This window comes from Streptococcus cuniculi, assembly GCF_001921845.1.
Taxonomy (GTDB): domain Bacteria; phylum Bacillota; class Bacilli; order Lactobacillales; family Streptococcaceae; genus Streptococcus; species Streptococcus cuniculi.
Window position 1 is genome coordinate 110744 of record NZ_MSJM01000005.1, and the last position, 23481, is coordinate 134224.

General features: G+C 43.8%; 20 protein-coding genes. 17 read left to right on the top strand and 3 right to left on the bottom strand.

The genetic code is table 11. The features are described from left to right. Positions 1–14 precede the first annotated feature (14 nt). The 3 genes from BU202_RS06585 (at position 15) to BU202_RS06595 (ending at position 1445) form a co-directional block, all read left to right on the top strand. Positions 15–413, top strand: a complete 399-nt coding sequence (locus BU202_RS06585; protein WP_075105001.1) for a DUF1310 family protein — start codon at positions 15–17, stop codon at positions 411–413. Positions 414–486: 73 nt separating this feature from the next. After that, a complete protein-coding gene (locus BU202_RS06590) occupies positions 487–885 on the top strand; it encodes a hypothetical protein (RefSeq protein WP_075105002.1) in 399 nt (132 codons plus the stop codon). A 161-nt stretch (positions 886–1046) separates the two neighbouring features. Next, complete coding sequence (locus BU202_RS06595; protein ID WP_075105003.1) at positions 1047–1445, top strand: hypothetical protein; 399 nt, start codon at positions 1047–1049, stop codon at positions 1443–1445. Between the two features lie 116 nt (positions 1446–1561). Here BU202_RS06595 and BU202_RS10695 read toward each other — a convergent pair whose 3' ends face one another. Both BU202_RS10695 and BU202_RS06605 read right to left on the bottom strand, forming a co-directional pair. After that, positions 1562–1690, bottom strand: coding sequence for a hypothetical protein (locus tag BU202_RS10695; RefSeq protein WP_279626017.1), 129 nt, complete (start codon positions 1688–1690; stop codon positions 1562–1564). Between the two features lie 21 nt (positions 1691–1711). Beyond that, on the bottom strand, positions 1712–3328 hold the full coding sequence (locus BU202_RS06605) for an ATP-binding cassette domain-containing protein (protein WP_075105005.1): 1617 nt from the start codon (positions 3326–3328) through the stop codon (positions 1712–1714). Positions 3329–3639: 311 nt separating this feature from the next. On the opposite strand from BU202_RS06605, the gene BU202_RS06610 reads away from it, so the two are divergent. From BU202_RS06610 to BU202_RS06645, 8 genes are all read left to right on the top strand, one after another. After that, positions 3640–4569, top strand: coding sequence for an ABC transporter permease (locus BU202_RS06610; RefSeq protein WP_075105006.1), 930 nt, complete (start codon positions 3640–3642; stop codon positions 4567–4569). Positions 4570–4580: 11 nt separating this feature from the next. Next, positions 4581–5510 carry a carbohydrate ABC transporter permease gene (locus BU202_RS06615; RefSeq protein ID WP_075105007.1) on the top strand — a complete coding sequence of 310 codons (930 nt, stop codon included), beginning with the start codon at positions 4581–4583 and terminating at the stop codon, positions 5508–5510. Positions 5511–5585: 75 nt separating this feature from the next. Then, a complete protein-coding gene (locus tag BU202_RS06620; protein WP_075105008.1) occupies positions 5586–7058 on the top strand; it encodes an ABC transporter substrate-binding protein in 1473 nt (490 codons plus the stop codon). A 118-nt stretch (positions 7059–7176) separates the two neighbouring features. After that, positions 7177–9303, top strand: a complete 2127-nt coding sequence (locus BU202_RS06625; protein ID WP_075105009.1) for an alpha-L-fucosidase — start codon at positions 7177–7179, stop codon at positions 9301–9303. A 110-nt stretch (positions 9304–9413) separates the two neighbouring features. Continuing rightward, a complete protein-coding gene (locus tag BU202_RS06630) occupies positions 9414–10019 on the top strand; it encodes a DUF624 domain-containing protein (RefSeq protein ID WP_075105010.1) in 606 nt (201 codons plus the stop codon). 16 nt (positions 10020–10035) lie between these two features. Continuing rightward, the gene (locus BU202_RS06635; RefSeq protein ID WP_075105011.1) at positions 10036–11673 is read left to right on the top strand and encodes a sensor histidine kinase; all 1638 of its coding nucleotides are present in this window, start codon (positions 10036–10038) and stop codon (positions 11671–11673) included. 44 nt (positions 11674–11717) lie between these two features. Next, the gene (locus BU202_RS06640) at positions 11718–12995 is read left to right on the top strand and encodes a response regulator transcription factor (protein ID WP_075105012.1); all 1278 of its coding nucleotides are present in this window, start codon (positions 11718–11720) and stop codon (positions 12993–12995) included. Between the two features lie 308 nt (positions 12996–13303). Further along, positions 13304–14590, top strand: a complete 1287-nt coding sequence (locus tag BU202_RS06645; protein ID WP_075105013.1) for an adenylosuccinate synthase — start codon at positions 13304–13306, stop codon at positions 14588–14590. A 999-nt stretch (positions 14591–15589) separates the two neighbouring features. On the opposite strand, the gene BU202_RS06650 is transcribed toward BU202_RS06645, so the two are convergent. Continuing rightward, positions 15590–16915, bottom strand: coding sequence for an NtaA/DmoA family FMN-dependent monooxygenase (locus BU202_RS06650; RefSeq protein ID WP_075105014.1), 1326 nt, complete (start codon positions 16913–16915; stop codon positions 15590–15592). Positions 16916–17121: 206 nt separating this feature from the next. Between BU202_RS06650 and BU202_RS06655 the strand changes: the two genes are divergently transcribed. The 6 genes from BU202_RS06655 to BU202_RS06680 all read left to right on the top strand — a co-directional run bounded on the left by BU202_RS06655 (position 17122) and on the right by BU202_RS06680 (position 23097). Next, positions 17122–17679, top strand: coding sequence for a TetR/AcrR family transcriptional regulator (locus BU202_RS06655; RefSeq protein ID WP_075105015.1), 558 nt, complete (start codon positions 17122–17124; stop codon positions 17677–17679). A gap of 234 nt (positions 17680–17913) precedes the next feature. Continuing rightward, positions 17914–18222 (top strand): preprotein translocase subunit YajC, encoded by a 309-nt coding sequence (yajC, locus tag BU202_RS06660; RefSeq protein WP_075105016.1) that lies wholly within the window; start codon positions 17914–17916, stop codon positions 18220–18222. A gap of 145 nt (positions 18223–18367) precedes the next feature. Then, positions 18368–19123, top strand: coding sequence for an isoprenyl transferase (locus tag BU202_RS06665; protein ID WP_075105017.1), 756 nt, complete (start codon positions 18368–18370; stop codon positions 19121–19123). 12 nt (positions 19124–19135) lie between these two features. Next, positions 19136–19942 carry a phosphatidate cytidylyltransferase gene (locus tag BU202_RS06670; RefSeq protein WP_075105018.1) on the top strand — a complete coding sequence of 269 codons (807 nt, stop codon included), beginning with the start codon at positions 19136–19138 and terminating at the stop codon, positions 19940–19942. Positions 19943–19951: 9 nt separating this feature from the next. Next, complete coding sequence (gene rseP / locus BU202_RS06675) at positions 19952–21211, top strand: RIP metalloprotease RseP (RefSeq protein ID WP_075105019.1); 1260 nt, start codon at positions 19952–19954, stop codon at positions 21209–21211. Between the two features lie 29 nt (positions 21212–21240). Beyond that, positions 21241–23097 (top strand): proline--tRNA ligase, encoded by a 1857-nt coding sequence (locus BU202_RS06680; protein ID WP_075105020.1) that lies wholly within the window; start codon positions 21241–21243, stop codon positions 23095–23097. Positions 23098–23481: the final 384 nt, after the last annotated feature.

Genomic DNA, 23481 nt, shown 5'->3' on the forward strand with positions numbered 1-23481 from the left:
ATGAGGAAATCGAAATGAAAACATGGCAGAAATGGTTACTCGGTATTGTCGCAAGTATAGCAGTCGTCGTTGGAATGGTAGTCTTGGGACAGGTAAGTAAACAAGAACAACGAAAACAAGAGATGCTGGAATTTGTTCAGAGTAAGGAGGCCGCTGTCGCCGTTGAAAATGTTTTAAAAAAAGAAGACCCGAAGGCGTTTACTAGTGAAGGAATTATTCAGACTTATGAAGTCGATAAGAATACGGTCGAACACAATCCTATGGGCGCAGTCATGTTTGACATCATCATTAATGGTAATGAGGAATACTCGGTAGGGTTTATCTTGTACAAGGATTCTCGCGGTGATGTGGAGGGCAGTAGCACCAGTTGGTCAGAGGCTATTATTAGCTTGCTAGAAAGAGGGATGGAATGAATGTTTATTCTGATCAAGAACATCTAGAAATAGCGGTTGCGGATATTCAGTAAAATGTTGCAGGAGGCATAGAATGAAAAAGAAATTACTCATTTTAATTGTGGTCATAGGAGGTTTATTGATGGCACTTCGCCTGACTGGTGAAATCCAAAAGCAAAAAGAAGAACAACGCAATCGGGAATATGAGGTTAGTTTGGTCAAGGCGTTGAAGAATAGTTATCGGGATCTTGAAGAGATAGAGCTTAGTAGCCCTGATTATTCAGTTCCGCCAGGAGATTGGAACTGTACGGTTCAATTAACTTTTTCTGATGGACAAGTTGTAGAATACTTTTTAGGGCATAGTCTATATTTGAAAATAAATAAATCTGCAATTACTAATGATGCAAACTCTGAAGTTTTATCGAATCATTATGGGAGTACGAAAAGTAAAGTAAAAGTCATTTTTTCAAATGGTGAGGAGGAAATACAGTAATGACCTTTAGCTACACAGACGAACAATTAAATAATTTAAATAAAGGGAAAAATGTTTATAGTGTCAATTCAGGTTTGTTAACCGAAAAATAAAAAAAGGCAAAAAGTATAAACATATCGTAGATAAGCCATCAAGCACTTTCACTTTATGGAGGGCATAGCATGAAAAAGAAATTACTCATTTTAATTGTGGTCATAGGAGGGCTATTGATGGCACTTCGTCTGAATGGTGAAATCCAAAAGCAAAAAGAAGAACAACGCAATCGAGAATATGAAGTCAGTCTGGTAAAGGCGTTGAAGAATACATATAGAGATATTGAGGAAATACGTATGAGTAGTCCGGTTTATGCAAAACCACCGGGAGATTGGTCTTGTTACGTGGAAATAGAATTTTCAGATGAGGAAAAAGTAGGCTATCATCTTGGACATAGTTTGACTGATGAGAGAAATGGTTCAGCCGTAGCCCATCCAAATGTAGTAGATATATTAGATAATTATTATGGTATAACGCATCAACAGGTCAGAGTTATATTTTCTAATGGAGAGAAGGGAATTCAATGAGTGATTTTGTATATACAGATAGACAGCTAAATTATTTAAATAGAGGTAAATATGTCTATAGTGTTAATTTGGACTTTTCTCGGAAAAATAAGACAAATCAGGTCGTAGAATCTCCGTCAAATAAAAATCAGACGAATATCCTTGAAGTTGACAATCAACAATTCAAAGTCATCAAGACCTACTCCGACCCTAGGACTGGTTTGAATGTCAATAAAAGAGCAAAGACAGCCGTGATTCGTAGTCACCGCTGTCTTCGCTCTTTTTTGCTACTGAAATCCCTCTGGGAACACGAGCTCCTTGGTGAAGTAATGAGCTAGTTCGGGATGGGAGGTGTGGGAAATCATGATAATGGTCAAATCGGCTTGTTGGAGTAGTTCTCCTTCGATGGCGATAGCTGTTTCGCGATCAACGGCGGATGTTCCTTCGTCAATTAGGATTATTTTTTGTCCTCGCAATAAGCCACGGGCTAGTGCTATTCGTTGGCGTTGTCCACCCGACAAGGACCGTCCACGGTCTCCGACTTCCCGATTGAGAAAGTCTTCAAAGGGTTCAAGGTGGGTCAGGCCAGCTTGAAGGCAGGCAGCTTTGAGTTGTCCTTCTGAGAAGTCCTGCCCGAGGCAGAGATTTTCGCGAATCGTTGTCGAAAGCAAGTAGGCTTCCTGTGGGAGGAAGAGAATGTGCTGAGCCAGGTAGTGGGGTGGCAGGTCGCGGATTTCTTGCCCATGGAAGGTTATACTTCCAGCGTAGTCTCGTAGGAAGCCCATCAGGATTTTTAGAAGTGTAGACTTGCCGCTACCACTTTCTCCGGTAATGAGGTATTTACCATTTTTCTCGAAACGCACCTGCAAATCTTGGAAGAGGCTCTGTTGGCCGTAGGCATAGCCTAAGTGTTTAGCAACTAAGACGGGCTCCTGTTCATTTGTGGTTGTTTGTACAGGTTTTGTGGCAGTTGTTACAGGTTTTGGAATGGTTTCTTGGAATTTCTGGAAGATCGGCTGACAGCCGTGAACAGAGGCTAATTGCCCACTCAGCTCACCGAGGGTTGTAAAGATAATACCAGTCAGAGCACCTGTTGCTTCAATGGTTCCAATTGAGACAAATCCCTGAATGGCTAGATAGCCTGTAAAAACAGTCAAAGCAATCTGAAAGAAGATATTTCCTGTAAAACCAAGCGCTCCAACAGCTGCTTCTACACTGGTTTGCTTGAGCACCACCTGCTTGAGGAGAAGCGAGGACTGGACAATCCGTTTGGGGATTTCCTTCAATAAGGAAAGGGAATAAAAGACGTCAAATCCGTTTAAAATTGTCTCGCTGTCCTTGAGAAAACGCTCGTTTTGCTGGCTCGTTTTTAGGCTGACTTCCTGCATTTTTTGGCCGAATAATTTAGGGATGGCGAGCATACAAGCGACAGAAATAAAGGTGACCAGCACCAAGGACCAGTGATAGCGAAAGAGCATGATGACCGCAAGAATCGTGCCAGAGATGCCCTTGATAATCAAAAAGAGAGGTTCAAAGGCCTGTTTGTTCAGGCTGTGAATATCATTGTTAAGCCAGGAAAGATAGGTATTGACAGACCGCTGATGGTAGCTTTGGTAATCCGTATCTGCTAGCCTTTTACTAATGTCTTTGCGAATAATGGTGTCTAGTTCCTGAATGACCTTCATCTGGTAAATCTTGGTCAGCCAGTCAAAGAAAATCAGACCGCACCAGACCAACATCAGATATATTTCTTGAACGAGAAAGGCTTTAAAGCGCAGGGCAATCAGCTGGTTCAAGGCCTCGGCATTAATGGTCGCTGCATAGACATGGCAGATTTGCCCAGCGATGATTAGCAAGCTAACACTGATGAGTTTTTGCTTTCGCTGTTTGAGGATGTGAAACATGATTTTCCTCCTTTCTATTTTTGATTCTATAGTGAATTGAATAAAGGTTAGGACATGATGAACGCCAGTTCTATCCGCAGTTCCTTGCCTTGTCCTATTCCTTTCTCAATCCACTATAGTATCTTTGGGAGAAAAAGCTAGTCACAAACTATAGAAAAAAATCTCATCGTTATAGATATTGAAGGAACCTTTATTTATTTTCTACAGGATTTAAAAAATTTGTAGAACTTTTTCTATAAATAGTAGTTAATACTATTGAGGAAAAGGAGGTACACTAATAATGTAAACGTTAACAAAGAAAGGGGATTCAGATGCAAAAGCTAGGAAAAACGCTGAAAGAAAACTGGATATTTCTGCTGATGGTTTTGCCAGGAGTCATCTGGCTAATACTTTTTTTCTATATTCCTGTTGTCGGAAATATTGTAGCCTTTAAGAATTATCGGTTAAGCGGCGAAGGATTTATCCATAGTTTACAGACAAGTGAATGGGTCGGATTGGATAATTTTAGATTTTTATTTAGTTCAAGCGATGCCTATATTATTACACGAAATACCATTCTTTATAATGGAGGCTTCATTATCCTAGGTCTGATAGCGGCTGTCTCACTTGCGATTATCTTTAGTGAATTACGTTCCAAGCGCCTAGTGAAAATTTACCAGACTACCATGCTGTTTCCCCACTTTTTATCATGGATTATCATTTCCTTTTTCGTCTATGCCTTTTTGAGCCCAGATAGAGGATTGCTCAACCATGTATTGACCAGCATGGGGATGGAAGGAAAGAGTTGGTATAATGTATCTGCCTTTTGGCCACCGTTTCTTCTCTTCATCGGGATTTGGAAGGGGTTGGGCTATAATAGTATTATTTACTATGCGACCATTATGGGAATTGACCCAACCTATTATGAAGCGGCGACAGTAGACGGAGCAAGCAAATGGCAACGAATCCGTCATGTGACGCTTCCGCAATTGACACCCCTCATTATTATTCTAACCATTTTAGCAGTTGGAAATATCTTCCGTGCAGATTTTGGTCTCTTTTTCCAAGTTCCGCGGGATTCAGGTACCATTTACAATGTGACCAATGTCTTAGATACTTATGTTTATAGAGGATTGGCAACGACGGGTGACATCAGTATGGCGGCAGCCGCCGGTTTGTATCAATCGGTAATCGGTTTGATTTTAGTGTTGACGACGAACTTCATTGTCCGTCGCATTGATAAAGAATCTGCTTTATTCTAGAAAGGAGTCCTATGAAATCAACGATTTCCAAAGAAAAAATTGACAAAGTTGGCATCCATTCCTTCAGTAAGAAAGCAGACCTTTTCTTCAATATCATCGTTGCCCTCTTTGCCTTGTCCTGTGTCCTCCCCTTCTTTTTTGTCATCATTATTTCCGTAACAGATGAAACAAGGTTAGTGATTGATGGCTTTCAATTTTGGCCGTCCAAGTTTAGTATAGCAGGATATGAATTTCTTATTCAATTAAAGGACAAGTTATTTCAATCTCTCTTTATTACCATGTTTGTGACAGTTGTAGGGACAACCTTGAATGTCTTTTTTACAACAACCTATGCCTATGCGATTTCACGAAAGAACTTCCGGTTCAGACGTTTCTTCACTCTCTTTGCCATGTTGAGCATGCTCTTTAGTGCAGGGATTGTGCCAAGCTATATTGTCATGACGAGCCTACTTGGCTTAGGGGATACGGTCTTAGCCTTGATTTTGCCAATGTTGCTCAGCCCTTTTAATATCATGGTGATGAGAACCTTTATTAAAAAGACAATCTCAGAGTCAATTATTGAATCTGCCCGGATTGATGGGGCGAGTGAAGCAAGAATATTTTTCCAGATTTGTCTACCGCTCGTCCTACCTGGTATTGCAACGATCAGTCTATTTACTGCCTTAGCATTTTGGAATGATTGGTTTAACGCACTTCTTTATATTAAGAGTGAGAACTTGGTTCCTCTCCAATATTTGCTGATGAAAATTCAGGCGAATATAGAATATCTCTCAAAGAATGCTGGCCTAGGTACCCAGTTTGCTGCTCTGAACAGTAGCATACCAAAAGAATCTGCCCGGATGGCGATGGTCGTCATTGCTACCTTGCCGATTGCTTGTATCTATCCATTTTTCCAACGTTACTTTGTGAAAGGATTGACAATAGGAGGTGTAAAGGAATAAGAAAAGTTTCAGGTGTCCAGAAACGCTTGGCGTTTCATTACTCAATATGTCAAAAAATAAAAAAGGAGAAAGACCATGAAGAAATGGCAAAAATATGCTGTTTTATCAGCAAGTGCAGTAGCTGTAGCTAGTTTAGCAGCTTGTGGTAGTTTGAAAGGAGACAATAGCAAGCAAGCTACGTCAGATGATGGCAAGACCGTCATTAAGATGTATCAAATTGGGGATAAGCCAGATAATCTGGATCAATTGCTGGAAAATGCCAATAAGATTATTAGTGAAAAAACAGGTGCAAAATTAGACATTCAATATATTGGTTGGGGTGAATACGCTGATAAGATGAATGTAATGGTTCAGTCTGGTGAAAACTTTGATATTGCTTTTGCACAAAATTATGTCATCAATGCGCAAAAAGGTGGGTATGCTGACTTAACAGAACTCTATCAAAAAGAAGGAAAAGCCCTTTACGATTCACTTGATCCAGCCTATATTAAAGGAAATATGGTGAACGGAAAGATTTACGCCGTACCAGTCAGCGCGAATGTGACTTCTGCTCAACATCTAGCGTTTAACGGTCCAATGGTAGAAAAATATGGAATTGATGTTAGTGGCATCAATAGCTATGAAGGACTCGAGCCTGTTTTGAAAGCTATTAAAGAAAAAGCTCCAGAAACCACACCATTTGCGATTGGTAAAAACTTTGTACCATCAGAAGATTTTGACTATCCGATGTCTAATGAATTGCCATTTGTCATCGACCTCAAAGGGGATACTACAAAGGTTGTCAACCGTTATGAAGTAGATCGCTTTAAAGCACATCTAAAAACCTTGCATCAATACTACAAGGCAGGCTATATTCCACAAGATGCAGCTACTAGTGATACTTCTTATGGATTAGGGGAAGATACTTGGTTTGCCCGCGAAGAAACTGCAGGACCAGCAGACTATGGTGACAGCCTATTGACTCGTGTTGCAAATCGTAAGATTATCATCAACCCATTGACACAGTTTATTAAGAAAAATCAAACCACACAAGTTGCCAACTTTATTATTTCAAATACCTCCAAAAACAAAGAAAAAGCCATGGAAATCTTGACCTTGTTAAATACTGACAAGGAATTATTGAACGGGCTTGTATATGGTCCAGAAGGCGAAAACTGGGAAAAAGTAGCGGGGACTGACCGTGTGAAAGTTTTGGAAGGCTATAATGGAAATACCCACATGTCTGGTTGGAACACAGGAAATAACTGGTTGCTTTATCTAAATGAAAATGTAACAGATGAACAAATTGCAGAATCTAAGAAAATCCTTGAAGAAGCACAAGAATCTCCTGCCCTTGGTTTTAACTTCAATACAGAGCCTGTTAAATCTGAATTGACTGCTGTGACAAATACAATGAAACAATACGCAGCTGCTATCAATACAGGTACAGTAGACCCTGATGTTGAAATTCCAAAACTCATGGAAAAACTCAAATCAGAAGGCGCTTATGAAAAAGTGTTGAAGGAATTGCAAAAACAATATGATGAATTCTTGAGTGCAAAAAAATAAGATGCTACAATAGGTCTTGTGACCGCACATAAATGATGAGTGAGAAGAAATCGAACTGCTTGTGAGCCGGTTTCTCCTCACTTTTTCGTTCAAGAAAACCGACAGAAGAGGAATGCAGATGAACAGCTTGATACCAAACGCTGCACAGTTTCAATACCACAAGGAAGAGTTGGCGGCTTTTATCCATTTTGGTCCCAATACCTTTCACAATGTGGAATGGGGTGAGCACTACGGAGACATGTCAGCCAAGGAGGTCTTTCCGCTAAAAGAGAAAGTAGATGTAGAGCCCTTGATGGCGACCTTGCAAGCGGCAGGTTTTAAAAAGGTGATTGTCACCGCTAAGCATCATGACGGCTTTGCCATCTGGCGCAGTCGTTTTACAGACTATGAGATTGGTCATACCGATTATCAAAATGGCCAAGGGGATGTCCTAGCAGATATTTCCGCAGCAGCGACTAAATATGGTCTAGCGATGGGGCTCTATCTTTCTCCCTGGGATATTCACGAGAAAAGTTATGGCTACTATGATCAGGATGGCAATCCCTTGGTGGGTGAGGACGGTGTTCCGCTTTTGGGTCGGACATGGGAAGAAGTCGAGCAACTAGACGCTGCTGACTATAATGCCTTTTATATGCAGCAATTAGAGGAAATTTTGAGCAATCCTCGCTATGGCTGTAATGGTCGCTTTACCGAAATCTGGCTGGACGGTGCAAAAGGAACAGGAGCTGCTGCCCAGCGCTATCAGCTAGACCAGTGGATTGAGACGATTCAGCGCTATCAAGGCAGACAAGCAGGTTATGAGACCGATGCCCTCTTATTTGGCGCAGGTCCCTATACCACGGTTCGCTGGATTGGAAATGAATCTGGTTTTGCCCATGAAACAACGTGGGCGCCTGCGCGCCTCATCTATAATGACGAGGGAGTCGCAGTCGATATTGATACCAATATGCGCAACCATTATAGCCAAGGCTACCCAACTGGTGATGTTTGGACCGTGCCTGAAGCAGATGCCAGAATGACCTCGGGCTGGTTTTGGGGTCCAGATAAAAAACGCCCGAAAACCTTGTCTGAGTTGACCGAAATCTACCTACGCTCCGTCGGTCATGGTGCAACCTTGTTGCTAAATATTCCCTTGAATGATCAAGGCAAGGTGGATCAGGACATTCTCGATCGGGTCAGCGAGTTTGGACGTGCCCTAGAAACGACCTTTGCGACCAATCTAGCGCAAGGTGCGGCCTTGCATACGGACGTCTCTCATCAGCAGGGGGTAGAGAACCTACTAGATGACAATCCCTTGACCTACTGGTCTCCTGAAGAAGGTGTGACAGAGGCTAGGCTCACTCTGGAGTTGGGAGGGCTGACCTCATTTGATGTTGTATCCATAGAAGAAGCCATCCAAGAGGGACAGAAGATTTGCCAGTATCAAGTAGAAGTTAGTCTGAATCAGGCAGACTGGCACTTGGTGGAGCAAGGAAGGACGATTGGTGCCAAGCGCCTGATTGTCCAGCATGGAACCAAGGCGCGATTTGTTAGGATTTGGATCAAGACAGAAAGGGGAAATCCCATGCTCAGTCGCGTCGGCCTATACCAAGCTGCTCCTGATTTTCAAGTGACGACCAATACTTCCTCAAGGATTACGAAGATTCCTCTAGTGCTCGGAGAACTCTGTGATGGGCAACTGCGTCAGCTAGAAGTGCAAGGTTGCCATGTGAGACTCATGGGAGAAGCTGGTTTGTCTAAGGGCTCGCTAGATCTTGTGCTAGATGGTCAGGCGATGGAAGCTCTTGATTATGATGCGATTTCAGAAGGATGTCAGGCTCTGTTTGACTGGCCTTTGTCGGACACCAGTTCGCATACGATCGGTGTGCGCCTAGAAGAAAAAGACCTGCCCTATGTCTACTTGTTGGTGTATGCTGATGGCAGCTATATCGAATTTGACCAGAGCCACTACAGCCTAGCTGCGGGAGAAACCGTCTCTTTAGTCGTAAGACGGATTGGGGCAAGTGACCAACGATCAGAAGTATACTTGGAAAATAATCCAGGTTCTGCGGTTCAGGGCGATTATGATACATCGGTAGCTGGTGTGCAGATGTTTGAAGTAGGTGAGTGTGAAGGCCAGATACTGGTGAAAACACAGCCCCAACCTCAAGGAAAGGGACCGCTTTATTTCACATTAGATTTAGTGGGAGAAAAAGGAGCGCAACTAGGTGCCTGTTCGCAGGTGGTTGTGACCATTCAGTCATAGGTTCCTATAGTTCCAAAGGGAGATGAGGCTAGCTATGTTCTAGCTGTGTATTTCCTACTGAAAATATGGTATACTTAGTATATGAAAACGTTTTATAGGGGAGGTTTGAGATGGGGAAAGTGATTGAGTTTGTCTTTCAAAAAGTGTATCTTGCGCTACTGGTTTCAGGAATCTTTTTTCTGTTGACGGTGTGCGGTGGGCTTGTAGGTGGCTTTGCGCCTGCTGGTGCGACGGTTATGTCCTTAGTTGCAGCACACGGGTATGACTATCGTAGCTACACATGGTCGGAGGCTTGGACCTTGTTTCGGTCGAACCTCAAGCGCAGTAATCTAGTCTTTTACTCTCTCTTTCTGTTAGAAATGGGACTGGTCTACGGACTTTATCTAGTCGTTCAGCTTCCGCCGTCTATCTTGATGGTCATGGTTATCTTTGTGCAAGTCCTTTTAGCGCTCTTTGTCTTGTTAGCCTACCCGATTTACTTGAAATTACAGGTCTACTTTGAGATGTCCTATCTGATCAGTCTCAAATTGTCCTTTATCGGGCTCTTTATCAGCATTATGGCCTTGATAAAATTGCTCATTGGGACGGCCTTGTTGGTGTGGCTAGGCTATCATTTTCCAGCAGTAGGATTTTTCTTGTTGGTGGGAGCTTGGCATTTTTATGCGAGTGATATACTAGAGCCAATCTATCAAGGCTTGCAGGATAAAATCAGATAGAATATAGGATAGTAGAATGAAACGATTTTGGTTAAATTCTCTTTTGCGCATCTATGCCTCTGTAATGATTGTCATCATGCTTTTTATCGCTTGCCTACTGGCCTATTCCAACTGGCACATAAAAGATCAAGAAGCCCAGCGAGTGGTTCATCATGTATCTGGTCGCATGTCAGACGAGGTAGAGTACTATTATCGTCGTTCGACTCAGGTCGTTGAGTCCTTGACCCAGAGCGCGATTCAATTGGAAGGCTTGTATAAGTATTTTTCTCTTAGCCCGTCAGAATATGTTTCCTGGCTCTTGAATACAGATGCACCACGAGGGATTGATCCTTCTATCCACCGCAATATCCTCACGATCTATATGCAAAATGAAGCGATTGAAGGAATTGCCATCGCTTTAAATGATTATAAGACGGTCTTTGTTTCGAGTCGCCAGCGAAAAAGTGGTCGCCAGATTGAAGCAGAATCCTTTACACCCGATCCGCAGGCTTTTCCCATCTTGATGTATGACAAATTGTCTGAGCAAGTAATCGGTACAGCCTATGTGACGGTCAATGAAGAAGTTTTTCGGAGGTTAGCAGAAAACACGACTATTCCGCTGATTATCCGCATCACCTCTCCCTACGAGCAAGTAATGATGATTCTCACGGAAAACCAAACCATGGAAGTTAGTGAATGGTTGAGCAGGGAGACGGCTCATGATTACAGGGTGGATATTGCCCTGCCAAAAGGCTATCTGTTTCGCTCGAATTTTGTGGAGACGCTGGGGATTGTGGGGACCAGCCTTGTGTTATCAGGGATTCTCTATCTCCTTTTAAAACGGGTCTTTAAAAATTACCAAGTACAGGTCAGCGATATTGTCGAGACCATGCAGGTGATTTCCCAAGGGGATAGCGTTAGACGCATCAATGTGGAGACCAAGGAGCGAGAGTTGCTGCTGATTGCGGATAATACTAACCAGATGTTGGACAATCTCAACCAGAATCTGCACGACATCTACCAGTTACAGCTTAGTCAGAAAGATGCCAATTTGCGCGCCCTACAAGCTCAAATCAACCCGCATTTTATGTACAATACGCTGGAATTTATCCGCATGTATGCCGTTGTGCATGATCAAGATGAGCTAGCAGATATTATCTATGAATTTAGCAGTCTCTTGCGCAACAATATTTCAGATGAAAAAACGACGACCTTGGAGCAGGAATTGGAATTTTGCAGGAAATACAGCTATCTTTGTATGATGCGTTATCCAAAATCCGTCGCTTATGATTACAAAATAGCTCCGGAATTAAGGACTTTTCGCATTCCCAAGTTCAGTATCCAGCCCCTGGTTGAAAATTATTTTGCCCACGGTATCGAGCATGACCGCTATAATAATGCCATTAGTGTCAAGGTTTTTCAGCGAAATGGTGGTATTGAAATATTGATTCGTGACAATGGCAAAGGGATGACAGAAGAGGTTTTGAAGCGGCTTCAAGCCACTTTGCAGCAACGCAGATTTGTCCACAATGCAGAACAGCGCTCTATTGGGATTGTCAATGTGCACGAACGTTTTGTCCTCTTTTTCGGGGACCGCTATGAGATTCAACTGCATTCTGAAGAAGGCTTGGGTGTGACCTACCGCATCTTCATTCGTCAGGAAGAATCCGCCTAACGATTGCCTTTTTGGTCATGTCAGAGAGTTAGAAAGAGGAAGATATGTACAAGGTTTTACTTGTCGATGATGAGTACATGGTGATTGCTGGCTTAAAAAAATTAATCCCTTTTCACCAGTATGATATGGAAGTTGTCTACGGTGCTAGTAGTGCCACAGAAGCCCTCACCTATATCGCAGGGCACCCAGTAGATGTCATCATTACAGACGTCAATATGCCAGGGATCAATGGTCTTGAAATGGTGCGCCAGATGAGGGAACAATTGCCTCATGCTGCTTATATCATCTTATCAGGCTATAAGGAGTTCGAATACGTCAAGACAGCCCTCAATTTGCAGGTAGCTGATTATCTGGTCAAGCCGGTGGACAAGGTGGAATTAGGGCAGTTATTGGGCAGGATTGCTCACACCTTTGCCTCCAAAGAAAAAACGGCTCTGCCTTTATTGCGAGAAGACACGACAGAAGAAGAATTTAAAGAGGTCCTGCAGGACAAGCCTAGGGTCTTACTTGCGGCAGCAAGAACAGAGCAGGGAGAGCATGCCGTGCCCTTTACGGTATTGGGGCAGTCAGGCTTTCTCTTCTTGACGGAACACGAAGGGGATGTTCTTCTTGCGAGACCTTTTACAGCTCCCTATGTGTCATCCTTTCAAGAATTTACCAAGGAATTAGAAACCTATTTCTTTTATGGAAACGTAGCCTTGCAGCCCAATTCCAGCGTGTTTCGCTACTATGAACCGATGTATCGGGTCATTATCCAAGGGAACTTGCAGCAAATTCTGGAAGAACTCGGTTTGTTAGAAGAGATTGTCCTTAAAACAACGCCTCGTGTGTCCACGACCAAGCAACTCTTTATCCAGTTTGTGATGGATGTGTTTCATCTTTTTGAACATTTAAAGCCAGATGATATGACGCAAATCATCAAGAATTTGGAAAGTAGTAAGACCTTTGACGAGCTATCCCAGTGTATGCGCAAGGAGATTACCCATCTCTTTAGCCAGCATCGTCTGAACGAAAATGTAGCCAATGTTCTTGAGTTAATCAGTTCTCATTATCGTCAGGAAATTTCGCTCAAGGACATCAGCGCGCAACTCTTTATCAATCCTGTCTACCTCGGTCAGTTGATTAAGAAAGAGACAAATTCAACCTTTGCTGAGCTTCTAAACAAGCAGCGAATCAAAGCAGCTCAACAGCTCCTGCTTGCCACCAATAACAGTATTGAGGATATTTGCTACGCTGTCGGCTACAGCAATGTAGGCTATTTCTACAAAGTTTTTCGCAAACTCTGTGGCAAATCCCCCAAGGCCTATCGCCAACAGATGTAAATTAGCCCTGCCGTTTTTACGAGCTAGGAGAAATCGTCTCTCATTCATCCTAAAAAGATTTCTTTTGATAAAATTTAGACATCCCAGTTTTTTAGCTGGGATGTTTGTTTTGCTGGATTGTTCAGCTTTTGCAAAAATGAGGGGTGTTTTTCAAGACGGATAAAGAGATTTCACGGACAATCCTTGGTCTCATCTTGAAAAAATTGCCAAAATCAGCTATAATGAGTTGTAAGAAAAACTTGCAGGTGAGAGTCCTGCCGTGCGTGAAGAAAGGAAGCAGGCTTGCCCTGCTGTAAATAAGTAAAGATATGACATCAGTTGTTGTTGTAGGAACCCAATGGGGGGACGAAGGTAAAGGAAAAATCACAGACTTCTTGTCTGCCAATGCAGAAGTGATTGCACGTTACCAAGGTGGTGACAATGCAGGTCATACCATCGTGATTGACGGAAAAAAATACAAATTGCACTTGATTCCATCAGGGATTTTCTTCCCAGAAAAGATTTCGGTGATCGGAAATGGGATGGTGGTCAACCCGAAATCCTTGGTCAAAGAATTGAATTACCTGCATGAAGAAGGCGTGACGACCGATAATCTTCGGATTTCAGACCGTGCCCATGTGATTTTGCCGTATCATATCAAACTGGACCAATTGCAAGAAGAGGCAAAAGGTGATAACAAAATCGGAACGACCATTAAAGGAATCGGCCCTGCCTACATGGACAAGGCTGCGCGTGTGGGAATCCGCATTGCAGACCTTCTTGACCGCGAGATTTTCAAAGAGCGCTTAGAGCGTAATTTGGCAGAGAAAAATCGCCTGTTTGAGAAATTGTACGATAGCACAGCGATTTCATTTGAGGAGATTTTTGAAGAATACTACGAATATGGTCAACAAATCAAGCAATATGTGACAGACACCTCTGTGATTTTAAACGATGCTTTGGACCAAGGTAAACGCGTCCTTTTTGAGGGAGCGCAAGGGGTCATGCTCGATATCGACCAAGGAACCTATCCGTTTGTCACCTCCTCAAACCCGGTTGCAGGTGGGGTAACGATCGGTTCAGGTGTTGGTCCAAGTAAGATTGACAAGGTGGTCGGGGTATGTAAAGCCTATACTAGCCGTGTCGGAGATGGTCCATTCCCAACAGAACTCTTTGACGAAGTGGGAGACCGTATCCGTGAAGTGGGGCATGAATATGGGACAACCACAGGCCGTCCGCGCCGTGTCGGTTGGTTTGACTCGGTTGTGATGCGCCATAGCCGCCGCGTATCAGGAATTACCAATCTTTCCTTGAACTCAATTGATGTCCTTTCAGGGCTTGAAACGGTGAAAATCTGCGTGGCTTACGATTTAGACGGCAAACGCATTGACCACTACCCAGCAAGCCTTGAAGAACTCAAACGTTGCAAACCAATCTACGAAGAATTACCAGGCTGGTCTGAGGATATTACAGGCGTTCGTAGCCTAGAAGAACTCCCAGAGAATGCGCGCAACTACGTCCGTCGCGTCAGCGAACTCGTCGGCGTCCGCATCTCAACCTTCTCCGTAGGCCCAGGCCGCGAACAAACCAACATCTTGGAAAGTGTATGGGGTTGAAATAGTCCAGTGGACTATTTCAATCGGGAGATGGGAGCTTTGCATAGCAAAGGGTCCCTGCCTTCTGCCTCGTTTTAATCTGGAAATAGGAACACTGCGTAGCAGTGTGTCCCAGTCAGACGGGTTGTTTTAGGCGGGAAATAAGAGGTTGCGGTAGCAACCTCACTGCTTGATAAGGTCCGGGGGACCTTTTTAAGTTGGAGATAGAAATTCGCGGGAGCGAATTCTCTTCTTAATGAAGTCCGGGGGACCTTTTTAATCTGGAAATAAGAGGTTGCGGTAGCAACCTTACTGCTTGATAAGGAGTTGTGCACCTTTTTAGGTTGGAAATAGGAACATTGCGTAGCAGTGTGTCCCTGCCAGAGTGGGTTGTTTTAGGCGGGAGATAAGAGGTTGCGGTAGCAACCTCACTGCTTGATAAGGTGCAGTGTACCTTTTTAGGTTGGAAATAGGAAGACTGCGTATCAGTGTGTCCCAGCCAGATGGGGGTAGTCTAGAGATGAGGCTGGGATAAAAGTCCCTTACTTCGTTACGTTTCATAGCTTTAACAGGTTGACGCAGTAGTTGTCTGGTTAGTAAAACGTTGATAAATCAACATTCTATTAGAAGAGGCTAGCGAAGAATTGTTCGCTAGCCTTATTTCCAACCTTCCACAATTCTTGATTGTGAAAGCTAGTCAACTTGCGGATATCAACAGTCAGGGGAGTGACTGTTGATACCCGAGCCTAAAAATTAGAAAGCGAGGTCTACGAAATCGAACTCTTGCGAGTTACCGATTTCTGTCCCACTCCCAGCTTTTTGCCTTACGGACGGAACGATATTAAACATAAAAACCAGAAGTTCATATGTGGACGAGCTTCTGGTTTTTATAGTGGATTGAGCAAGGAATAGGACAAGGCAAGGAGCTGCAGATAGAACTGACGTTCATCAAAGCGATTTAACGATGTCCTAACCTTTATTCAATTCATTATAGGTGTTCATGTTTTGTTTCTGTCTTTACTAGTTTTCGTGTCGAATGCCGTATTGATGAGGAACGCCGAGATGGTCGCGCAGAGTTGACCCTTCGTAATCGGTATGGAACAGGCCGCGCTCTTGAAGGATCGGCACTACTTGCTCAACGAAGGCACGAACGCCATCGTGTGCCAAGTCTGGAACGATGGAAAAGCCGTCAGTTGCCCCTGCTTCAAACCATTCTTGTAAGAAGTCGGCCACATCCTTGGTTGTTCCGACAACTACTGGGTGATAGTTAATCACTCCGTGTGCCAGCGTATCAATAGGAGAATATCCTTCTTTTAACACTTCTAGAGCACGCGGGGAGCGAGGATCGTGCAGATTGACCCGAGCGAGTTTGAGCCAGCTTTCAGGAAGCGGTTGATACGGGTCAATGCCTTGGAAATTCAAGCCAACCATGGCCCCAAGATAGGACAGGCGGTGTGCTAATTCTTCCTTGTCATATTCTAGGACAGTCCTGCGCCGAGCGAGGGCTTCTTCTTTACTGTCTGCGATGGTGAACATAAAACCTGTAAAGACGTTGATGTCGTCGGCAGAACGTCCGTGCGCCATCGCGCTTTCGCGCAATATATTGCGATATTCACGGGCTTCTTCAATGGTAAAGGGATTAGCATAGACACCAGAAGCAAAACGTCCTGCTAGTCGAATGCCCTCTGGGCTAGGGCCCGCTTGAAAAATCGGGGGCTGTCCTTGTTCAGACGGCGGGATTGGAAGAGGACCCTTGGTTTGAATATACTCTCCCTCGTAATTGACAGGCTTGATGTGACGCATATCTGCAAATTGCCCAGACTCCTTGTCGTGGAGGTAGGCCCCTTCTCCCCAAGAACCCCACAGCCCTTGGACAGCTTCAATCATCTCATGTGCTCTGCCATATCGCTCGTGGGTTGATTTTAGATGTGTCCCGAAATTTGCCGCTGTTGCTGGTGTCGAAGTGGTGACGGCATTCCAGCCGACACGTCCATGGCTGACCACATCCAATGCCTTGAGGTGACGAGCGAGATTATAGGGCTCGTTAAAGGTCGTTGAAAAGGTTCCGACTAATCCGATATGCTTGGTGGCTCTCGCAACAGAAGTCATGGCTATCAGCGGGTCCATGGAATGCATGGGCGTATCCTGTGTCAGGTCATTGACCAGAGCAGGGGTATCTGCCATAAACAGGGCGTGGAGCTTTCCTTTTTCGGCTAACTGCGCCATTTCCACATAGAGGTCCATATCCGTATAGGCGTCTGCTTTGGCTTCAGGCAAGCGCCAAGTCTTAAATTCACCTCCATAGCCTGACACCATTTGTAGGACAATCTTCATTTGTTTGTTCATCTTTGTTACACTAACCTTTCCATTCTAGACATGGCCATCCGTATCAAAATCTTTGCACTAGCATAGAAATTTATCAGACGATGTGCCGATTGCCTTCTTGTTTTCTTTCTGTTATAGTTTATATAGTACAACTGTCATTTAGATTCGTCAATTGACACTATTGGGCAATCTGTCACTTAAAAGACATAAGAGAAAGGACTGTCACTTTGAAACAGGATTTACGTTTTCAAAAAACAGAAAAAGCACTCCAAAACGCCTTTTTAGAGTTGCTACAAAGCAAAGAAATCAGTAAAATTTCGGTCAAGGAAATATGCAGCTTGGCTCAGGTATCTCGAAATGCCTTTTACCAGCATTATGAGACGAAAGAGCACCTTTATGACAATCTGCTAAACGATATTCTTCTATCAATTGAGCAGGCTTGTAAGCCCCTCGTCAAAGATTTGGCACATATCTCCGCAGCTGAAGGTCGCTTGTTTTTGGACAATATCCTCCGAGCAGTGGAGCAACATCGTTTTGTGATGTATCGCCTATTGACCAGTCAGCCAGCTGCCTTTTCTGCTGCCTTTCATAAGATGCTTCTTTCTGCCACCATAGAAGGCAGTCAGACGCTGATGACGACCCCTGACATCTCCTATCTGCATATTTTTTCAGGTGGTGTGACAGCCTTTGTCAGCTATTGGCTGCTAGAAACCAGCTTCACTTTAGAAGAAGCCCAAGAAAAACTATTTGCTATTTTAGGTCAATTAAGGGTTGTGTCGGATTGAGGTTTATTTCTGACAATCCCGCTAAATATTCCGAAAATGAAAAAAGAGAATTCCTTTAAGCCTTGTTTAAGTTTTGCGGGTTATACTAAGACCATCCAATAAAAACCTCCTACTAATTGGATCACCTTTCAACTTTTTCAATATTATCTCCTTAATGAAAGCCATCTCATCAGGTGGCTTTTCTTTTGGAGAATCTTTTGTTATAATAAATTATATTAAAAAAGGAGTGATACTATGGGTCCATTTTTGTTTCCACTATTGATGGTGGCAATGTTAGGGTTTATGATTTTTTCACAGCGCAAGCAACAAAAAAATCGGATGGAAGTCTTGAACCAAATTCAAAAGGGTGATGAGATTATTACCATCGGTGGCTTGTATGGAATTGTGGATGAAATCAACGAACAAAAAGTCGTTTTAGATGTGGATGGTGTCTATTTGACATTTGAACGTTCGGCTATCCGTGGCCGTGTGAACCAAGCAACAGCTGTTGCAACAGTTGTTGAAGAACCAGTAGTGGAAGACACTGCTGTGACAGAAGAATAAGCATTCACAGGAAGCTGGGCTCATGTCCAGTTTTTTTATTTTTGCTAGGGAAGGTGGCATTTGAGCTGACAGGCAGAAACCCTTGCACTTTCGCATTTTTAGTAAAATATGGTATAATGAAATGATTATAATGTGAGGATAAAACATGTTCCGCTTTCCGTTTAAGAAAAAAGAAATCATTGAAACAGCTATTCAGGTACCAAAGCACATCGCCATCATCATGGATGGGAATGGTCGCTGGGCTAAAAAACGCCTGCAGCCGCGTGTCATGGGGCACAAGGCAGGTATGGATGCCTTGCAAAAAATTACCAAAGCAGCTTCTAATATGGGTGTGAAGGTTTTGACTGTCTATGCCTTCTCGACTGAAAATTGGACCCGTCCAGAAAAAGAAGTGACGTTCATCATGAACTTGCCCGTTGAATTTTATGACAAATATGTGCCTGACTTGCATGCCAACAATGTGAAAATCCAGATGATTGGTGAACATTCACGCTTGCCAGAAGCAACGAAAACCGCTATGGCAAATGCCATGCAAAAGACCAAGCACAATACAGGCTTGATTTTAAACTTTGCCTTGAACTATGGGGGGCGTGATGAGATGACCCATGCGGTAAGAGAGATTGCTCAAGCAGTGTTGGATTCTAAGTTCAATCCTGGGGAGATTGATGAGCAGTTGATTGCTGATTATCTTTATACCAATAAATTACCGGCTAGTCTACGCGATCCAGACTTGGTCATTCGGACCAGTGGTGAATTGCGGTTGAGCAACTTTTTGCCGTGGCAAACAGCCTATAGTGAGCTTTATTTTACCGATATTGCCTGGCCAGATTTTGATGAAAAAGCGCTTCATGAAGCGATAAAAGAATACAATAGACGCCACAGACGTTTCGGTGGTATCTAAGAGGGAGAAATGATGTCAAAGGATTTACAGAAACGAGTGATTTTTGGGGGAGTGGCTCTGGCCATCTTTATCCCTTTCTTACTAAAAGGCGGAGTGCCTTTTCAACTGTTTATTGGTCTTCTCGCCATGATAGCGACTGCTGAACTCATCAAAATGCACGGTTTATTGCCCAATTCCATCGAGGGCATGTTGGCCATGTTGGGGAGTTTGGTCTTGACCTTGCCCTTGGAGAACTATCTGACCTTCCTGCCGACGGATGGGAATTACACAGCCTATGCCATTGTGGTATTTTGCTTATTGGGGTCAACTGTTTTTAATCTTCAGCACTATTCTTACTCCGAAGTGGCCTTTCCCATTGCTTCTAGCTTTTATGTCGGCATTGGCTTTCATCATTTGATTTTGGCGCGAATGGACGGACTAGATAAGGTTCTCTTTGCTCTATTTATCGTCTGGGCGACAGATATTGGAGCCTACATGATTGGTAGCCGCATCGGAAGGCGCAAGCTCATGCCCAAGGTGTCACCGAATAAGACGTTGGAAGGGAGCCTCGGTGGGATTGTTTCTGCTCTTGTAGTATCTGCTATCTTTATCTTGGTAGATAAGGGAGTGGCATCGGGGTATTCACTTGTCACTATGTTGCTCTTGGTGGTTCTCTTTTCCATCTTTGCCCAGTTTGGGGATTTGGTGGAAAGTGCCATTAAGCGCTGCTTTGGGGTCAAGGATTCAGGAAAAGTGATTCCGGGACACGGTGGCATTTTAGACCGTTTTGATAGTTTGATTTTTGTCTTTCCTATCATGCACTTTTTTGGGTTATTCTAGGGAGGAATGATGAAGGGAATTTTAGCATTTATTTTTATTTTTGGCGTGATTGTTGTGGTCCATGAATTCGGGCATTTCTACTTTGCCAAGAAATCAGGGATTCTCGTGCGGGAATTTGCGATTGGGATGGGACCGAAAATCTTTGCTCATATTGGCAAAGATGGCACGGCTTATACGATTCGGATTCTGCCCTTGGGTGGCTATGTGCGCATGGCTGGCTGGGGTGAAGACAAGACAGAGATTAAGACAGGGACTCCTGTTTCTCTTAGTGTCAATGCAGAAGGAGTGGTCACACGAATCAATCTGTCCAATAAGGTCTTAGATAATACCAGCCTTCCGATGAATGTGACAGCCTATGATTTTGAGGAAAAACTGGAAATCACAGGTTTAGTCTTGGAAGAAAGCAAGACCTTCCCCGTTGACCACGATGCGACCATTGTCGAAGAAGATGGTACGGAGGTTCGCATTGCACCGCTGGATGTCCAGTATCAAAATGCCTCGGTCTGGGGACGACTCATCACGAATTTTGCAGGTCCAATGAATAATTTCATCTTGGGCTTTGTCGCTTTTGTTCTCTTTTTCTTTCTACAAGGAGGAGTGCCAGATTATGCCAGCAACCACGTAACGGTGACAGATGGTGGTGCGATTCAGCAGGCTGGTGTCGTGACAGGCGATCAGATTCTTGCCATCAATGGTGAAAAGGTCCGTGACTACGATGCGATTGCTCAGGCGATTGAAAAAGCGAGCCAAGGTGCCAAAATAGCTCCAACCCTATCTGTTGAAATCAGTCATGAGGGGCAGAAAAAGACCCTCGATGTGACGACAAAAGAGCAGGATGGTCATTATTACCTAGGTGTTTCACCCATCTTGAAGACAGGCTTTGCGGATAAAGTGGTCGGTGGATTGAAAGAGACCGTATCTACCAGTCTATTGATTGTGAAGGCTCTAAAAAATATCATTGCCCAATTTGATTTGAATAAATTAGGTGGACCAGTTGCCATTTACCAAATCAGCTCACAGGCAGCCGATAATGGCTGGGGCTCTGTCTTGCGTCTCCTTGCCATGTTGTCTATTAACTTGGGAATTTTTAACCTGATTCCGATTCCAGCCCTTGACGGTGGAAAAATCGTTATCAACATCATCGAAGCTATTCGTAGAAAACCGCTGAAACAAGAAACCGAATCCTACATTACCCTAGCAGGTGTTGCTGTCATGGTTATCCTCATGATTGCGGTTACCTGGAACGATATTTTACGTGTCTTTTTTTAAAAGATTGAGCTAAAGGAGAGAAAAATTTTATGAAACAGTCGAAAATGATTATCCCAACCCTACGGGAAATGCCATCTGATGCCCAGGTGATCAGCCATGCCTTGATGGTGCGTGCAGGCTATGTTCGTCAGGTATCAGCAGGGATTTACAGCTATTTACCGCTTGCCAATCGTGTGATTGAAAAGGCTAAAACCATCATGCGGCAGGAATTTGACAAGATTGGTGCGGTCGAGTTTCTAGCGCCAGCCCTCTTGTCAGCAGACATTTGGCGTGAGTCAGGCCGTTACGACACCTATGGTGACGACCTTTATAAACTAAAAAATCGGGAAGGTTCTGATTTTATCCTAGGTCCTACCCATGAAGAAACGGTGACCTTGTTGGCCCGTGATGCGGTGCAATCTTACAAGCAATTGCCGCTCAATATCTACCAAATCCAGCCTAAATACCGTGATGAGAAGCGCCCGCGCAATGGCTTGCTCCGCGGTCGTGAATTTATCATGAAAGACGGCTATAGTTTCCATGCCAATTACGATAGTTTGGATCAGACCTATGATGATTACAAGTCTGCTTACGAAGCCATTTTTACACGTGCAGGACTTGAATTCAAGGCTATCATTGGTGATGGTGGTGCCATGGGTGGTAAGGATAGCCAAGAATTTATGGCCATCACCCCAGACCGTACCGACCTTGACCGCTGGGTAATCTTGGACAAGTCGGTTGCTTCCCTTGATGAAATTCCAGAAGATGTGTTAGCAGCGATCAAGGAAGAATTAGGCGCATGGCTGGTATCAGGTGAGGATACGATTGTGTACTCAAATGAATCAAGCTACGCAGCCAATCTTGAAATGGCAACGAGCGAGCACAAGCCACGCAACGTGGTGGTAGCAGAAGAAGCCTTGGTCAAAGTGGCAACACCAGATAGCAAGAGCATTGATGAAGTGTCAGCTTTCTTGGACATTCCAGCAGAGCAAACCATCAAAACCATGCTCTTTATGGCAGATGGGGAGCCTGTTGTAGCCCTTCTTGTCGGAAATGATCAAGTCAATGATGTGAAATTGAAAAATCACTTGGGAGCGGATTTCTTTGATGTGGCAACGCCAGAACAAGCTCTTGATGTCTTTGGGGCAAACGTTGGCTCACTTGGACCAGTCGGACTGCCAGAAAATGTGAAAATCATTGCGGACCGTAAGGTGGAAGGTCTTAAAAATGCCGTGGTTGGCGCCAACGAAGATGGTTTCCACTATACAGGTGCCAATGCAGGGCGCGATTATCAGGTGACAGAATATGTGGACATTCGTGAAGTCAAAGAGGGTGAGCCTTCACCAGATGGAAAAGGAACCTTGCAGTTTGCCCGCGGAATTGAAATCGGCCACATCTTCAAGTTGGGTACGCGTTATTCAGACAGCATGAATGCGACGATTTTAGATGAGAATGGTCGCGCAGTCCCAATCATCATGGGTTGCTACGGAATCGGTGTGAGTCGCCTCTTGTCAGCAGTGCTAGAGCAACATGCCCGTCTCTTTGTCAATAAGACACCAAAAGGCGAATACCGCTTTGCTTGGGGCATCAATTTCCCGAAAGAATTGGCGCCATTTGACGTGCATTTGATTCCAGTCAATGTCAAAGATGAGGCAGCCATGAGCTTGACTCAATCGATTGAAGATAGCTTGGTGGCGGCAGGCTATGAAGTCTTGACCGATGACCGCAACGAGCGTGTCGGTGTGAAATTCTCAGACAGCGACTTGATAGGCTTGCCAATCCGTGTGACCGTTGGTAAAAAAGCAGCGGAAGGCATTGTCGAAGTGAAGATCAAGGGCACAGCTGACACCGTTGAAGTGCATGTGGACCAGTTACTGGAAACCTTGAAAATCTTAGCTAATAAATAATAAGAAAAGGTCTCAACCAGGTTGGTTGAGCTTTTTTTATGGTCTAGTATGGTAGATACGCAAAGCCGTTGTAAAAAAAGAGTTCCAACATTTAGGGGAGTCATAAATATAATGCCTCAAAGTATTTACACCCCACCCCCGATGTGCTATAATCAAAGAGAGTGTTATGAAAAGATGAAAAAGCTCGATTTTGTATGCGGTTACAAATGCTAGCTTTTGGAGCAGACACTTAATGACAATAAGATGATGCAATCAAATTACGTGGAGAAGGGAGAGGATAGTTGATTGACAAATAGATTAGACGGGCTCTGTTTGTTAAAAGCTTTATTCTTGCGTTCTGAAGAGAACGTCAACGGTAGCAAGTATCGCTTGAGCCGATAGCCG

Coding starts and splice junctions, on each gene's coding strand:
- BU202_RS06625 (WP_075105009.1), top strand. CDS start 7,177: ATGAACAGCTTGATACCAAACGCTGCACAGTTTCAATACCACAAGGAA.
- yajC (WP_075105016.1), top strand. CDS start 17,914: ATGGGTCCATTTTTGTTTCCACTATTGATGGTGGCAATGTTAGGGTTT.
- BU202_RS06670 (WP_075105018.1), top strand. CDS start 19,136: ATGTCAAAGGATTTACAGAAACGAGTGATTTTTGGGGGAGTGGCTCTG.
- BU202_RS06640 (WP_075105012.1), top strand. CDS start 11,718: ATGTACAAGGTTTTACTTGTCGATGATGAGTACATGGTGATTGCTGGC.
- BU202_RS06620 (WP_075105008.1), top strand. CDS start 5,586: ATGAAGAAATGGCAAAAATATGCTGTTTTATCAGCAAGTGCAGTAGCT.
- rseP (WP_075105019.1), top strand. CDS start 19,952: ATGAAGGGAATTTTAGCATTTATTTTTATTTTTGGCGTGATTGTTGTG.
- BU202_RS06585 (WP_075105001.1), top strand. CDS start 15: ATGAAAACATGGCAGAAATGGTTACTCGGTATTGTCGCAAGTATAGCA.
- BU202_RS06630 (WP_075105010.1), top strand. CDS start 9,414: ATGGGGAAAGTGATTGAGTTTGTCTTTCAAAAAGTGTATCTTGCGCTA.
- BU202_RS06680 (WP_075105020.1), top strand. CDS start 21,241: ATGAAACAGTCGAAAATGATTATCCCAACCCTACGGGAAATGCCATCT.
- BU202_RS06615 (WP_075105007.1), top strand. CDS start 4,581: ATGAAATCAACGATTTCCAAAGAAAAAATTGACAAAGTTGGCATCCAT.
- BU202_RS06665 (WP_075105017.1), top strand. CDS start 18,368: ATGTTCCGCTTTCCGTTTAAGAAAAAAGAAATCATTGAAACAGCTATT.
- BU202_RS06635 (WP_075105011.1), top strand. CDS start 10,036: ATGAAACGATTTTGGTTAAATTCTCTTTTGCGCATCTATGCCTCTGTA.
- BU202_RS06595 (WP_075105003.1), top strand. CDS start 1,047: ATGAAAAAGAAATTACTCATTTTAATTGTGGTCATAGGAGGGCTATTG.
- BU202_RS06590 (WP_075105002.1), top strand. CDS start 487: ATGAAAAAGAAATTACTCATTTTAATTGTGGTCATAGGAGGTTTATTG.
- BU202_RS06650 (WP_075105014.1), bottom strand. CDS start 16,915: ATGAACAAACAAATGAAGATTGTCCTACAAATGGTGTCAGGCTATGGA.
- BU202_RS06610 (WP_075105006.1), top strand. CDS start 3,640: ATGCAAAAGCTAGGAAAAACGCTGAAAGAAAACTGGATATTTCTGCTG.
- BU202_RS06605 (WP_075105005.1), bottom strand. CDS start 3,328: ATGTTTCACATCCTCAAACAGCGAAAGCAAAAACTCATCAGTGTTAGC.
- BU202_RS06645 (WP_075105013.1), top strand. CDS start 13,304: ATGACATCAGTTGTTGTTGTAGGAACCCAATGGGGGGACGAAGGTAAA.